The sequence below is a fragment of the Leptolyngbya sp. FACHB-261 genome (assembly GCF_014696065.1).
Lineage (GTDB): Bacteria > Cyanobacteriota > Cyanobacteriia > FACHB-261 > FACHB-261 > FACHB-261.
Genome location: NZ_JACJPL010000020.1, coordinates 56,316 through 69,802, shown reverse-complemented (window position 1 = coordinate 69,802; position 13,487 = coordinate 56,316). Strand labels below are relative to the sequence as shown.

Annotated in this window: 17 protein-coding genes; 1 reads left to right on the top strand and 16 read right to left on the bottom strand. The window is 46.4% G+C overall.

The window, feature by feature from the left end:
- Positions 1 to 60: 60 nt before the first annotated feature.
- Positions 61 to 480: a winged helix-turn-helix transcriptional regulator gene (locus tag H6F94_RS12485; protein ID WP_313949280.1), complete on the bottom strand. Its 420-nt coding sequence runs from the start codon at positions 478 to 480 to the stop codon at positions 61 to 63.
- A gap of 116 nt (positions 481 to 596) precedes the next feature.
- On the opposite strand from H6F94_RS12485, the gene H6F94_RS12480 reads away from it, so the two are divergent.
- Complete coding sequence (locus tag H6F94_RS12480; RefSeq protein ID WP_190802571.1) at positions 597 to 1,004, top strand: RidA family protein; 408 nt, start codon at positions 597 to 599, stop codon at positions 1,002 to 1,004.
- 419 nt (positions 1,005 to 1,423) lie between these two features.
- Here the strand turns inward: H6F94_RS12480 and H6F94_RS12475 are convergent, their stop codons facing one another.
- The 15 genes from H6F94_RS12475 to H6F94_RS12405 form a co-directional block, all read right to left on the bottom strand.
- The gene (locus H6F94_RS12475) at positions 1,424 to 2,407 is read right to left on the bottom strand and encodes an alpha/beta hydrolase (RefSeq protein WP_190802570.1); all 984 of its coding nucleotides are present in this window, start codon (positions 2,405 to 2,407) and stop codon (positions 1,424 to 1,426) included.
- A 124-nt stretch (positions 2,408 to 2,531) separates the two neighbouring features.
- The gene (locus H6F94_RS12470) at positions 2,532 to 2,915 is read right to left on the bottom strand and encodes a hypothetical protein (protein ID WP_190802569.1); all 384 of its coding nucleotides are present in this window, start codon (positions 2,913 to 2,915) and stop codon (positions 2,532 to 2,534) included.
- Between the two features lie 194 nt (positions 2,916 to 3,109).
- Complete coding sequence (locus H6F94_RS12465; protein WP_190802568.1) at positions 3,110 to 3,823, bottom strand: class I SAM-dependent methyltransferase; 714 nt, start codon at positions 3,821 to 3,823, stop codon at positions 3,110 to 3,112.
- A 180-nt stretch (positions 3,824 to 4,003) separates the two neighbouring features.
- Positions 4,004 to 4,546, bottom strand: coding sequence for an MOSC domain-containing protein (locus H6F94_RS12460; RefSeq protein WP_190802567.1), 543 nt, complete (start codon positions 4,544 to 4,546; stop codon positions 4,004 to 4,006).
- A 194-nt stretch (positions 4,547 to 4,740) separates the two neighbouring features.
- On the bottom strand, positions 4,741 to 5,289 hold the full coding sequence (locus tag H6F94_RS12455; protein WP_190802566.1) for a hypothetical protein: 549 nt from the start codon (positions 5,287 to 5,289) through the stop codon (positions 4,741 to 4,743).
- Positions 5,290 to 5,910: 621 nt separating this feature from the next.
- Positions 5,911 to 6,294 (bottom strand): VOC family protein, encoded by a 384-nt coding sequence (locus H6F94_RS12450; protein ID WP_190802565.1) that lies wholly within the window; start codon positions 6,292 to 6,294, stop codon positions 5,911 to 5,913.
- Between the two features lie 400 nt (positions 6,295 to 6,694).
- Complete coding sequence (locus tag H6F94_RS12445; RefSeq protein ID WP_190802564.1) at positions 6,695 to 7,363, bottom strand: cytochrome b/b6 domain-containing protein; 669 nt, start codon at positions 7,361 to 7,363, stop codon at positions 6,695 to 6,697.
- Positions 7,364 to 7,500: 137 nt separating this feature from the next.
- Positions 7,501 to 8,055 (bottom strand): hypothetical protein, encoded by a 555-nt coding sequence (locus H6F94_RS12440; RefSeq protein WP_190802563.1) that lies wholly within the window; start codon positions 8,053 to 8,055, stop codon positions 7,501 to 7,503.
- 195 nt (positions 8,056 to 8,250) lie between these two features.
- The gene (locus H6F94_RS12435; RefSeq protein ID WP_190802562.1) at positions 8,251 to 8,838 is read right to left on the bottom strand and encodes an AAA family ATPase; all 588 of its coding nucleotides are present in this window, start codon (positions 8,836 to 8,838) and stop codon (positions 8,251 to 8,253) included.
- Positions 8,839 to 8,936: 98 nt separating this feature from the next.
- Positions 8,937 to 9,386 (bottom strand): hypothetical protein, encoded by a 450-nt coding sequence (locus H6F94_RS12430; RefSeq protein ID WP_190802561.1) that lies wholly within the window; start codon positions 9,384 to 9,386, stop codon positions 8,937 to 8,939.
- A 188-nt stretch (positions 9,387 to 9,574) separates the two neighbouring features.
- On the bottom strand, positions 9,575 to 10,408 hold the full coding sequence (locus H6F94_RS12425; RefSeq protein ID WP_190802560.1) for an alpha/beta fold hydrolase: 834 nt from the start codon (positions 10,406 to 10,408) through the stop codon (positions 9,575 to 9,577).
- 208 nt (positions 10,409 to 10,616) lie between these two features.
- A complete protein-coding gene (locus H6F94_RS12420; protein ID WP_190802559.1) occupies positions 10,617 to 11,006 on the bottom strand; it encodes a VOC family protein in 390 nt (129 codons plus the stop codon).
- A 43-nt stretch (positions 11,007 to 11,049) separates the two neighbouring features.
- Positions 11,050 to 11,328, bottom strand: a complete 279-nt coding sequence (locus H6F94_RS12415) for a TfoX/Sxy family protein (RefSeq protein ID WP_242041155.1) — start codon at positions 11,326 to 11,328, stop codon at positions 11,050 to 11,052.
- A 444-nt stretch (positions 11,329 to 11,772) separates the two neighbouring features.
- On the bottom strand, positions 11,773 to 12,207 hold the full coding sequence (locus H6F94_RS12410) for a transglutaminase-like domain-containing protein (protein ID WP_242041154.1): 435 nt from the start codon (positions 12,205 to 12,207) through the stop codon (positions 11,773 to 11,775).
- A gap of 116 nt (positions 12,208 to 12,323) precedes the next feature.
- Positions 12,324 to 12,962 (bottom strand): P-loop NTPase fold protein, encoded by a 639-nt coding sequence (locus H6F94_RS12405; protein WP_190802558.1) that lies wholly within the window; start codon positions 12,960 to 12,962, stop codon positions 12,324 to 12,326.
- Between the last annotated feature and the right edge of the window lie 525 nt (positions 12,963 to 13,487).

Below are 13,487 nucleotides of genomic sequence, written 5' to 3'. Positions count from 1 at the left end.
AGGTGCGTTGCCTGGTAGCTGTCAAGTCTTTAAAGCGCTGTGAGGTTGTTAGGCTGTGCTTTAATCATGCTGCTGCTGAGACTTGAGTACATGATAGTTTTGCTCTGCCCATGCAGATAGAGTAGCAATCGGTTGTATCAAAGTCTTGCCAAGCTCAGTTAGGTGATACTCGACGCGGGGCGGAACTTCTGCATAGATAGTGCGGTTGAGCAGTCCTGCTTTTTCCAGTTCCCGTAGCCTCTTCGTCAACTCCTTTTGGGTAATTGGTGTCACAAGACGATGAAGCTGACCAAAACGCACCACTTCTTGCTTGTGTAAGTAGTAAATAATTTGCACCATCCACTTATGCGAGATTAAGCTGAGTACCTCGTTGATCGGACATTCCACGGCTGAGTAATGCTGGTCACACTCAAGCCATGCCTCTATTTCTCCTAAATGATTGTTTACGGCTTCTGGCTGCTGGAAGTTCTGCGTTTGCACTAAGGTATCCTTTTGGTAAGTATCTGTCCAAAAACTGCCTACTTGTCTGCTGGGCTGTGTAGTTGTAAAAATCGGTATACATCAACTGTATCAACGCATAGCAAAGGTAGGTGAGAATGGCACAATCAACTAAGAAAGAAGTTTTCTATCATGGCAAAGATTTTACAAAAGCCTTTGGTTACGCTCAGGCGGTGACAGTTGGTAACATGCTTTACATCTCTGGCACAGTTAGCATTGATGATGAGGGCAAGCTAGTTGCGGCTGGAGATATGCGTGGGCAAATGAGCCGGATCTACGAGGATCTGCAACGCACATTGGAAGCACATGGTGCAACGTTCAGCGATGTCGTCAAGGAGGCAATATTCACAACAGATATGGACAGGTTCACGGAAGAAGCAATGCCTATTCGTGCAAAATTCTATGAGGGGCATACTCTACCTGCTTCATCTGCTTGGCTGCAAGTGTCGAGGTTAGCGTTCCCAGAATTTCTGGTTGAGATCGAAGCTATTGCTGTGTTGCCGTAGTGTTTTTCACAATTTTTGTTACGGGCCTTCCGCTCAATCATTAGTCTTAGAATACTGCTGTCATCGGAAACTTTAGCACCTAGCGGCAAAAATGAGCGGCAGCAGACCAACTCTAACGATAAGAGTTGCCGGTCACTTCGTAATAAATTCTTGCTCCGTCGATATCTAAATGTTCTCCAGAGTTATGGTCAAGACTAATATTGAACTTCCTACTGGTTCACTATCGTTAAAAAACATGTTTACGTTGCTAGGTTTGGTTGCTTCCACTCATCTTGACCTCAGAAGTCAGGATGAACAGGGAGCGGCGCGAAAAAACTAATACTGCTCTAATGTGTGGTTAGATCAGAACCAACTAGTTTTCCATCAACCTCAGCTGCGAACGTCCCCTAATAAGTTTGATACTGTCCCCATACTGGTGATTAACGCACTTTTTCAACAACTTGACGAATTGCATCAATGACCAATGCTGGATCATCTAGTTGGATTACATGCCCGCTTTCATGAGCAACAATGTGAACACCTTGAGGCGATTCATTAGCTAAATCCACATGTAATTCTTTCAGTTTCTCACGCACCTCTTGGGTTATGTCAAAGCCTGGTTTTCCAGAAGACAAAACAATGAGAGGAATGTCAGGGAATGGCTTTACCTTACGTGCCTGCTCAACTTGATTCATGCTAGCTGATACCACAGCCGATTCTTGAGCAAAGGTTTTCCCAAACTGAGTTTGAGAATAAAGTGCTTTAGCAAGAGGACGCATTGCAGGTGAAAATTTTTGGAATAAACCAGCTGCCATAGGCAAGGAATCAAAAGTGACGAGCAAACGAAGCAGCCCGATGCGCCCCATCATTGGCAGCACATGAACTAGCAGACTTTCAAGCCGTTTGTTTAATTCAACCCATTCGGCTGGTGAGTCCTCATACATTTTCTCATGAGCTACATCGACTAAAACCATCCCAGCCACTTCTTCTGGATAGTGATAGGCAAATAAGCGACTGAATAAACCGCTGAAAGACATTCCCACTAAAACGTAAGGCGGTTTAATTTCAACCTCTCTCAAAAGTTGCCGCAATTCACTAACGGCTTGCTCAGCCGTGCGTGATTCTGAACTTAAATCACTCCAGCCATAGCCTGCTCTATCATAGGCCAAAACCCTCGTAAATTTGGCAACTTCAGGCTGCACGAGCTGCCAATCTAGATGAGTGCCTCCGGCTCCACTATCCAAAATGACTGTCGGGTAACCTTCACCCATAATTTGATAGTGCCAATTATTACCATTGATCTCAATCAATTTTCCAGCTGGCAGAAATCTTTGGCGATCGTGATGTGTAGCAAGGGCTTGATAAATTGCTCCAAACCCGACTACTCCGATTAATACCCCAAGGGGCGCAACAAGCCATAGCATTTCAGTTGCTCCTCAAAATTAAAACACAAGGGGCACAGCAGTAGACAGCCTTAAGCTCAAACCCAGAAATCTATGACTGTCTACTGCACCCCTGTACTAGGTTGCTATTCTACGCGGACGCTCCTTAAAAGTCTGTGAATAAAACTTTCTGTCCAAGTGTCACACGCCCAACTGGTGCTACACGACGGGAGGGGTCAAGAGGAGACCACATTAGCTGAATCACATGTAACTCGATTTGCTCCCCTTCAAGTTGTTGGGCGAAGCGATTAAGGTCGACACCACGTTCCAGCCCACGGTTGATGTAGTAGATACGGTTATCACCTTCGAGAGTGATAACTACATCATTAACACCGCCATTCTTAACTCTGCTCACTCGACCAGAAATTACATCAGTGTTCTCAACTGTGGGTCGTGGAACAAAGCCAACTACAAGGACGTAAGCTGCAAGTGCAAACAATGCAAATGCAGCCATGAAACCTAACGTCCGAAGCCGAAGAGTAGTTTGCATAAACAGTATCCCTCTCCAAGTCTATAGACTACTGATACTATAGACAAGCAATCAAAGAGATTGTTGCTCCACAGATACGCTCATAACCGAATTTTCATAATTGAATTCATACCCTGCCTTGAGACGATCTGCCAACACCACTGCTTTATAGCGACACTCCCTGCTGAAAGTTCCTCAACTGCACCATCCCCTATTCAGACCGCACGAGCAACATATCTGGCAAAGATGCCGTCTGGTGAATAGACAACATCCTCAATATGGAAACGGCTGCGCTCTATCATTGGCTCTAGAAGCCAAGTAAAGGTTGAATGCTCATCACGGATGTGCTCTTCAAGATCAGCCCGAGTCCAGCCATCTTCTGGATCAGCGTTGAGCGTAGAACACCAGGCATCAAGGCGATCCTTTGCTTCTGACGGGTCGAAGTTGTAAACGACATCCCACAGCCGAAGCACCCCTCCCATCCGAACCATCTGTCGAAGTCGTTGAAGAGCCAACGCCTTCCAGAAATCAGGAAGATGATGGAGTGCATAGCGAGAATAGACGAAGTCAGCTTGTCTCCCTTGGTGCTCATAAGTGAGGAAGCCAGACTGGACAATCTCAACATTCGGTAGGCGAGACGCGCTCACCTTCGCCTTCAGCACGTCCAGCATTACAGGCGAAACGTCAACTGCAACCACTCGGCCACAAACTGAGGCAGCAGCAAGGGTGAACTGTCCGGTGCCTGCGCCGATGTCCACCACTTCTGATTGCCCGTTAAGTCCGAGCTTTTTCATAAGTGCTAGTTCTTCCATGACGCTAGCATCTTCCTTAAAGTCGTATTGAGACGCGTGGTCGGGATCAAGATTTTCTCTGCCCGCGCTCTTCACTTCGTCTAGCATCCAATGGTATTTTTTCTCGATTTTACTCATCCTTCACTTGCTCCCTAATCAATAGCAATATTTTACTTTTTGCCCAATGTATCTTGACCTTGAGGTACAGCATAACGATTAATAGACGAAAAGATCCTGTCTAAGATCCCGTGTCGAGTGGATAGGCTGAACCTTTTTGCCTAACACTCTAAATTTGCTGTTTATACCGAATCTTTCCGCTCAAACCCGATCAAGAGGTTTGTGGGGTGCTGGTGGTAGTTTCACTTCAATTGCGTTGCCAGGGCGCACCTCGCCCCCTACCAAAACGATGCCCATAACGCCAGCCTTGCGAATGACTTTACCCTGCTCATCACGTCCTAGCACCGCTGCCATGAGTCCTGGTTGAAGTTGATTCAATTGCACACAGGGATTGCGCAGACCAGTCAATTCAACTACTGCTGTGTCGCCTAAATGCAGCTTTGCGCCAGTTGGTAGACTGAGCAGATCGACTCCACGTGTTGTGATATTTTCACCCATTTGTCCAGCTGATACGACGAAGCCATTGGCTTGCAATTCCTCATGTAGTTCAGCGTGAATAAAATGCACTTGACGCAAATTGGGCTGAGTTGGGTCAACAGCGACTCGGGATCGATGCTTGACCATTTCGCCCAGGTGGGCATCACCTTCCACCCCAAGCCCAGCCAGAAGTTGGATGCTTTCTTGGTTCGGTTTAGCGAATGCATGTGTTGCACTTCGGCTAACCGCTATTACTACGCCGTGCATCTTCATCCCCTGGCTAGCTCCAAATTACAAATCACAGCAATCTTTCATTCAGTATTATTCCGCCCATGAATTCACATAACTTGAGGTTGAATACTAACAGATCGCATTGAGGTAACGCTTCAACCCAAAAACGAAGCAAGCTAACGCTGCTGTTCAGCTGCAGTGGCCTTCACGGGCCCTGGCGTGCCGACAATCTAAAGACTGAGAACAGTTCCGCAATGGACGAACAGACTCGATCGGACGAAGGTGTTCGAACCGATGTTCGTTTGCTTCGGCCCGAAACGGATATCGGTCCCTCCGACATTCATCTGAACCTCAACAGCAGTGACTGGGAAGGTCACGTGCTCCCGGAGGCGCTCAGGGCACTCACTATAGCGAGCAAGTGCCGCCTCCAATGAGGCGAGTTCCGTGAACTCCACACGAAGGTCGTCGCCATTATCGTAGCGAATCCTCAACAGCTTCCCTGACGGCGGGCACTCAAGGTCGCTGGGATCCCCTTTGGCGATCCAGTAATTGTTATTGATGCGCGCCCGGGGTAGACCGGAGGCGCTCAACATGTGCACGTTCAGCAGCAGGTAGCCGTCCTCGTCACGCTCGAGCCAAATCCTTTTCTCACTACGGAACGTAAAGATCGTCGGTGTGCGGACGAAGAAGTTGCCCCCAATGACGGCAAGGAGATCGTTTCGCATCCAGCTGAATCGCCCCTGGATCGCCGCAAGGCGATCCAGGGGCGCGTTCTTCATCGCGCGAAGCTGCTCCACTGTAAAGGCTCCCGCATCTGCTTGGGGATGATGCTCGGAACAGAGAGCCACCATTCCGGTCACATTGTGGTGTGGTTCTACGTGCCAGGGCGGATCGAAGTGGTGCCACTCCAAGTACGGCCTCGCGCAGCCGTCTACCGGACATCCGAAAGCTACCTCTCGTCGAAGCTCACGAAGAACCGCCGCAGGTGGTCGTCGAGGAATCTTGGTCATTCGTGAAGGTACGTTTCGGTCTAACGATTATTATGCGGAAAGATTTTGTCTAAGACTCAATAGCGGGTGGATGGGCTGAATCTTTTGCCTATCACTGTATCTAGCGCGAATTAGGCTAGCTTGGTCAACAGCGACTCGGGATCGATGCTTGACCGTTTTACCCAAGTGAGCATCACCTTCCACCCCAGGCCCAGCTAGAAGTTGGATGCTTTCCTGGTTGGCTTTGGTGAAAGTGCGTGTTGCAGTGCGGCTAACCGCTATCACTACGCCGTGCATCCTCATTACCTAGCTGACTCCAGATTACAAATCACAGCAATTTTCAGTAAGTATAATCTCCACCTAACAGAGCTGTCCTGCTGTGGTGTAATGCGGAATCTCTTAATTGATAACCTATTCTCCACTCATTTCTTCTTGCGCTTGCTTCTTTGGACTAATTAAACCCATTAAGTTGCCATAGGGATCTTTTACTTGACACATGTAACTTTCATTCTGCCGATCCAATGGTCCTCGATACAGCTTTGCACCCAATTGCGTTGCTCGCTCAAGCATTGCATCGAAATCATCAACTTGCCAGTAAGCCACGTGCCCTGCTGCTCCTGATGGGACTTTGCTATCTGCTTGACTAAACCAGACTTCTTGGTCGCCAACTTTAATAAAGAAGTGTTCCGGGTTCTTCAAGAAGGTAATCTCAACACCAAACAAGTTGGAGTACCACTTTGTGGCAGCAAGCCGATCAGGAACAAAGTGCATGGTTTCAGCAATACGCTTAAACATGCCAAACAACCTATAAACAACCTTTCGATGACTACCTTAGACAACTTCAAAGTATTATAGCTTTGAGCACAAACAGAGAAGTTGTAAACCATCATCGCAACAACCAAAGCAAAGTTGCAAAACATTGTCCGTTACACACAGCTAGTAAATCCTGGATCGTAACCACTCAAATTTCGGCGGTCGGTGTACGTAGTTTTTGGTAAGTAGTGAGGAAAAACATCAGGATAATCCGCCTCATCTACTAGATGATTTTCAGGAGCTATATATGACAAATTAAAATTTCATATCGACTAATATTGTCTGCCTAATAACCCCGTTCACGCACTGCCAGCGAACCTTCGGTCTCAACCATCCACTTTTATAGGGTTGGTGTGTAACAAGGTTGTTGTATGGCTGCACTTTAGGAGTTAAAAACTGGCAGAATGAATGCCATAATAATGCCTCCAATCACAACGCCTTCAATAGCCTTCAAGATCAAACTAGAGTGTTTAATTCTGATCCCTTGAAGCCAAGAACGTGGGGTATCTTCATCACGCATTTTCCAATTAAACATCGATACTAGCAGTGGAATTCCGCCAACTTTGGCCCCCAGCAGTAGATGTAATGCGAGACTAATGAGCACACACACCCACGCCACTAAATGGGCTAGATACCATTGACGATTAATTTCTCCAGCAGGAAGCCATTCTTCTTTCATCATGCGACCAGTCACCACGGCAAATGTTGCTGCAAGCAGCATCAATGTATTTGCAAAGCGGTGTATTGATATCCACCAAACTGGTTTGCCAAGCTGTTGCAATTGACTGAAGGATTGCTCTTGTACTAAACGACTATGGCCAAGGTGAAAGCTATATAAAGCAAAGGCTGGTAAAAGCAATAGGAATGTCAGAGCAATTGTGCCATGAATACCTTGAATATCTCCTAGCGTGGGCAGAACAACACTACCCCAACGTTTGTCATAAGTGTTGTAAACCCAAAAACCTGAAATCAAGGCTGAAACGGTTAAGACCGCTGCAGTATTATGCAATATTCGTAGTAGAGCAGGTTGATATGGGCTAGACTGCGGCATATCTAAGATCCTTCTAATTGGGAGTTCTTTGAACTATAGCAAAATTAGGAGACTTATGCGGAGACCAGACTGTATAACGACACAGCTAACCGGACGCAAACAACCTCTATACCTTAGCTAAATGACACAGTCAAAGTTCAATCGCGATAGATTTCATATTCTTTCACTCTGCCGTTCTGGTCCAAATGGATAACCAAAGTTTCTGAATCCATGCGTATCAGCCCGCGCTCCGGGCCAAGGTAATATTCCAGATCTCGAGCCGAAGCATTGACGTTGTCAGCAGGGCCAAGAAGACGTGTAATGTCGTCACGTGTGAGACCCTGAAGTTTATGCTGCGCAAGCAAATCATCAACCATCCGTAGGCGAGTTGGCCACATCGCTCCTGAGTCGGCGCTCCGAGCCTTCCATACCGTTGCATCAAAGGACATGCGGTGCCAATAGTTGCCCACGCCAGACCCAATAAAGAGTAGCCAGAGCAGCCCCATAGGGATGACATAAGGTGTTGCCGCTCCCAAGATATAAGCGCCTAATCGGACTGCTCGTTTCTTACTGACTAGTAGAAGAACTAAACCGACGCTAACAAGCCAGGGTAAGTAGCCGAACCAGGGTAAGGTAAGAGCGGTAATACTCACCACGACGCCAAGGACAAAATAATGCACTCGATGCCAAAAGATGGGCCAGTTTATTCGCATGCGATTCTGCGTTGCCTTCCAGTACCTATACCACGGTGGTTGAATGGACATAGAAATTAGGAATGTATGCATAAACAGGATGCGTATCAATTGTAGATTTGTGTTGAGATTGGCGAATGGCTGCTCTGCCCTAGCTAATCGCTTTTGTTCTGCCGCTTTAACAAAGTGTTCGACCGCATCACCACAACAAACTGGCTAGAGCCGAACGTGGCCCATCTGCACAATCAGCCGTTTTAGAGGGCGTAGCAGTGGATGCCAAGCTGGAGGTTTGAGATCGAGTCCTACATGATGAGCAATTTCCTCTGCAACGGTTTCAATTGCTTTAGCTTCCGTGTCGATATGAACAGCAAATTTCTCGTCGGACAGAGATTTTAAGCACCGATCAAGTTGGCGGGTGTTCCACGCGTTTTTGCCATCACCACGTCGCTGCAAGCGACGCAAAATCGTAGCGCGGGAAGCGAGTAAAGTGAAATGATGAACTTGCAAACCCTCTCCAAGTAACATTCCTACAGTCTGGTCGTAGTAGAGCGGCTCAACTACAGTCATTGGGACAATGATTGTTCCTGTAAAGTTTTCTGCCACATACCGTAACCCCTGGTAAGTAAACTCACGCCACACTGGATAATCCTGGAAGTCTCTATGCATAGATGGCGGAACAACTCTACGAAGTGCAAAGCCAAGCTGTTCAGGATCGAATACAAAACTGTCAGTGATTCGACTGTGTAGCTCAAAGGCGGTTTGAGTTTTGCCGACACCAAAAGCTCCATTCAACCAAATGATCATGCGTGACAAGGTTTGTATCAACTAAAACTTAGCACTGATTTATATTTGGCAGCATACTAATACCCTTGCGGCAACGTTGATTTGAGTGCCAACTGAACTTAGAAAATAGATGATGTTGAGGCATTTGTTTTCAAGTCGCCTCTCAACAACTCAATGAACTTTCGACCTACCTTGATGAAACTCTGGGTTTCGACATCTTGTTCCCACCACCCTTTAGGGTTATCGACTTCACTACCCATACTAGAGTTTAGAGACTCTTTAGACAGATACTTACCTTGCCGCTCTAACCATCTAAGGGTATTTTCTGAAAGAGTGAGAACTAAATCAATTCTCTCCTGACTGATGAGAAAGTGATCGAGTTTAGGATCAACACATCCAACGAAACCCACCGTGGCTTGCTCAAACCAATCACTGCGAGCCTCTTTGAGCCAATCAGATACTTTCTCTAATTTATCGATTTCTTGAACCAGCAGATCAAGCCAGACTTCAACGCTAGCGTCCCTAGCCCAGAAACCGTAGCCTTTGAAGTCAATGAATGAAGATCCCATACGCCTAAGAAGCGCAACACCTGCTCGAATTCAGCAGGCAAGATCTAGTTTACGTCCTCACCCACAACCTGAGTAGCCTAACGGCCCTGTTCGCCCGCCGCCAGCAACTTTTCGTACACAACAACCTCGATACGGTCGGTGTGCAACGGGCTGGTTAGGTGGCTGGCAACAATCAACTAATTTAACACTCAGGACAAAAACTCTAAAACTAGCTGGTTAAATTTTTGTGGATGCTCGATCGAACTCCAATGCCCACACTCCTCAAAAATTTCCAATTGAGCATTTGGAATAAGCCTGGCAGCATTCTGAGCATGACTTACGGGAACCATTGGATCTTGTCTACCCCAGATGATTAGGGTGGGTGTGGTAATTGTCTGCAATCTCTTAGCAATCGGCTGATAAAACTGCCCCCAAATGTTGAAGTTTGAACGGCCAACGTTTAATATTGCTTTTGCCGCACCAGGAAGCGTCGCCATTTGATAAAACTCCTCGACAATTTCATCGGTAATGAGTTGTGAGTCATAGACTGCCCGTTTACACAACAGTGCCATACCTGTTTTGCTTGGCGAACTAAATAATCTACCTAAACCCGGCAGCGTTGTGATCCGCAGCAAAAAGCTGATTTCTTTGCCTAAACCAGCACTGCCGACTAGAATCAGTCGATCTACTAACTCTGGAAAATCCATTGCAAAGGTGAGCGCTACTCCACCACCGGCAGAAGCCCCAATCAAACTCGCTTTAGATATCTCTAAAGCCTTCATGAAATCTCGCGTGAACTGAGCCATGAAATCAAAGGTGTAATCAGCATCTGGTTTATCGGATCGACCCGCACCCACCATATCAAATGCATAAACACGATGATGCTTGGCTAATTCAAAGATATTGTGCTTCCATAACTCAATATAACCACCACCACCATGAAGCAAGATGACTGTTTTTCCTGAATCACCGGCTTGCCAATATCGGGTATTAACTGAACCGACTTTGACATATTGATCTTGTAACTGCTCAGTTCTACTCATCTCGATTTTGCCAAACTGATAGCGCCTAACCCCGATTTTCCGCCTTTATCAAACTCCTTAAGAATGCTTTAACTCTAAGATTAACAGGTTATCTCTCAATCATGCCCTTACCGGAGACTTAAGCTACCTAACGGTGCCTATCACCCACCGCAGGTAAGCTTTGCGTCATAGCCATTTGCTTCTCGACGGTCGGTGTGCATGGGCGTTGTTAGATGCTGATTGGGGAACAGAGCTCAATTAACGACCCTTCTTTAGAACGTACATATGCAACCACTTGACCCCAAGGCTTGGTGATCGGTTCTTTAATGGCAACTGCGCCAGCGGCAACTGCCTTGGCATAGGCTGCTACGTCATCAGCGACGAATACTAGCTCAATGCCAAGGGGCGTAGCATTGAGATCGGTTTTCTGATAACAGCCGTCGAGATTCATCTCCCCCATCTCATGTGAGGCAAAGGCAAGTATCGTTGCGCCTGTGTTCAGCTCACCATACTGACCAGACTCATGCAAAAAGCGTGTTTCAAAGCCGAATGCATCTTTGTAAAAGGCCAGTGCATCCGCAACCGATGATACGTAAACAATAGTGTAGCCAAATTTCATGGTTTTGCTTTTTTAGGTTTTGGGGCAGGAACCTCACTTGCTGTCAATTGAACGAGCTTTGACATCCACTGTTGATTGTCAGCTGTTCTTCAATTAAGAAGTATGGCTTGGCACCTGGGTAGGGGGGCGCTTCTACAACAGGGCCAATCATTGTTCGCCCACCAGCAGTTGGCTTTATAAATAGTTGGTTATTACAAATAAGTGCGATAACCTTCTCTCCATAGTAGATTGTATATTCGCCAAACATTTTTTTGAAAGAGATTTGCCCCGTTTCGTTTATTTGATCACGGACATATTCAACAAAGTCTAAGTCTGAAGCCATATATTTCCCTATTTCTTGTTGAGATTGAGTGAATATAACTTGTGCAACAAGCGGCTAACGCCATTTTTACCCTCCGTATCGCTGGCGTTTGAAGGCAGCAGCAAGATCATCGCTTCTTATTCGTCGATCGTGCATCTGCGCCGATCAGGGTGACAGTCTGTGGCTTCGAGGCCCAACATTCCCAATCACCTGCCGCAGGCAACCTCGAACTTCCAACCGATGACCTCTCAGCGGTCGGTGTGTTTTGGGGTTGTTAGCTAGCTGGTACAGGCTCACTATCCGTTACAAGGCCATAATTCTTCGCAAAATCCAACGAAATGTCCGGAAGATTCTGAAGCATACCATCCCATGTAGCTTGTGCTTGTAACGCCTCTACAACAATTCGAAGTGGTTCAGAAAGAATTGCATGAAAATCCATCTCTTCAGGAAACTGAAGCTTAAATGCTAGCTGTTCCTGAGGGGATAAAACTGAGCGTTCACTCCTTCTTTATTCCCCCTTGCATCAACGCGATACCAGCCAATTTCAGGTAAATAAACTGCATTGAAACCATGCAGGCTGTATGGGGCACCTTTATCATCAATACTCAATCGCTGATAACAAAACCCTGCGGGGATCTGGTTTGCCCGTAGTAATGCTGCCAGCAAATGGCTCTTTGCGTAGCAATAACCTGTTTTGTATCTAAGAACATCGGAAGCGCGACAAGTCACAGGGTTCATCTGGTAATCAAAGCTGTGACGAACTTCATCTCGCACCCATTCAAAGCACGCTTTTGCGATTGCTGTTGATGTTTTATGACCTAATGCAATTTGTTTGGCAAGTTCGACAATTTCGGGATGTTGCCAATTAATAACGTCATTAGCCCTTAAGTATTCTTCCATGCCAACTGCTGAGTACTGCAAGTTAATTCTAAGCGACTAACTGGGTATGAACTATTGCCGAAAGCAGGAGTGCGGAGTTCGAGCGAACGTTAGAGACAGTTAGATCCGGACCTTTGTTAGGCAGACCCCACCCTTGTTTTGATCGCGGACACTATCTCATTCGCCAATTCATCCAAGGATTTGACCCCATTTAGAACCAAATCACAATTCTTCAAAACTCTTGCGTTTACCTCAAGATACATTTCTCGGGTGGAACCATTGAGATATCCTGTCAGGTATTCTTTGAGATAGGCTGTCAGGTATTCTTGATTTCTTTCATTGAGACACCATTCAATATCCCGAAGTAACCGACGCGCCAAAGCAACTTCCAGTGGAAGGCTAATACATGCTACAAAATCAATAAGCTCATTCATCTTGGCACGTTCTCTGCCAAACGGTTCCTCCATAACGATGAAGCTGGCTGTCTTGATCAGCCCTTTATTATCGGGTAGAAAAATGGATTTTCCATGCCGTAATGCCTGCAAGTCTTCAAGAAGTTGTGGGGTTTCCCATTGATTAGGATCGGCTCCCTCCCTAATCCACTCAGAGAAGTTTGAGGGATATTTTGATACGGAGGCGTAGTCATCGAAATAGAAAGATACGGCATCCTTTAGCAGGCTAGTTACTTTTTGAACTAGAGAAGTTTTTCCTGATCCAGAGGGTCCACTTATAGCAACTACAAAACTTGGAGATTGTTGGTTAACTATCCTAGCCATACCCTCGCATCTTGGCAGTTTATTGTACAGAGTTTCACTTTAGAACTTTCTGCGTACCGCGAACAAACAAATACCTTGCTGTAGATCTGCCAACTTTAGATGGCTCTACAACAAGGCTGCTATGTATCTCCCCTAATCGGAGTGAATTCACATTTTCCTATACTATGCTGACTAGTGTGGATTGGCAAAAACTTGCTGCATTCCAGGGGGATGGAACGCTTCAAGGCTGAGACATTTCTCACTCATTTGGTAGTTCAATGTCACAAGTTTGACTGAGGTCAAATCAAGCTCAAGTTGGTAGACGGGATGTGGTCACTAACAGGCACAGGAATTCCCTGCTGTTTTCTCAGACAAAAGGCTCCGGGGGCGGTGCTCTTAATCATCTGATAAACAAATCTCGTTTCAGCTTTCAAACTGAGTTGAGATGTTTATCCCAGCATAGCCGTCGTTTTTCTGAGTGGCTAAGAAAAGATTCGGTGGAGTGGAATGAGGCCGAAGCTAGGTTTCGGTGCTTACCCTGCTGGC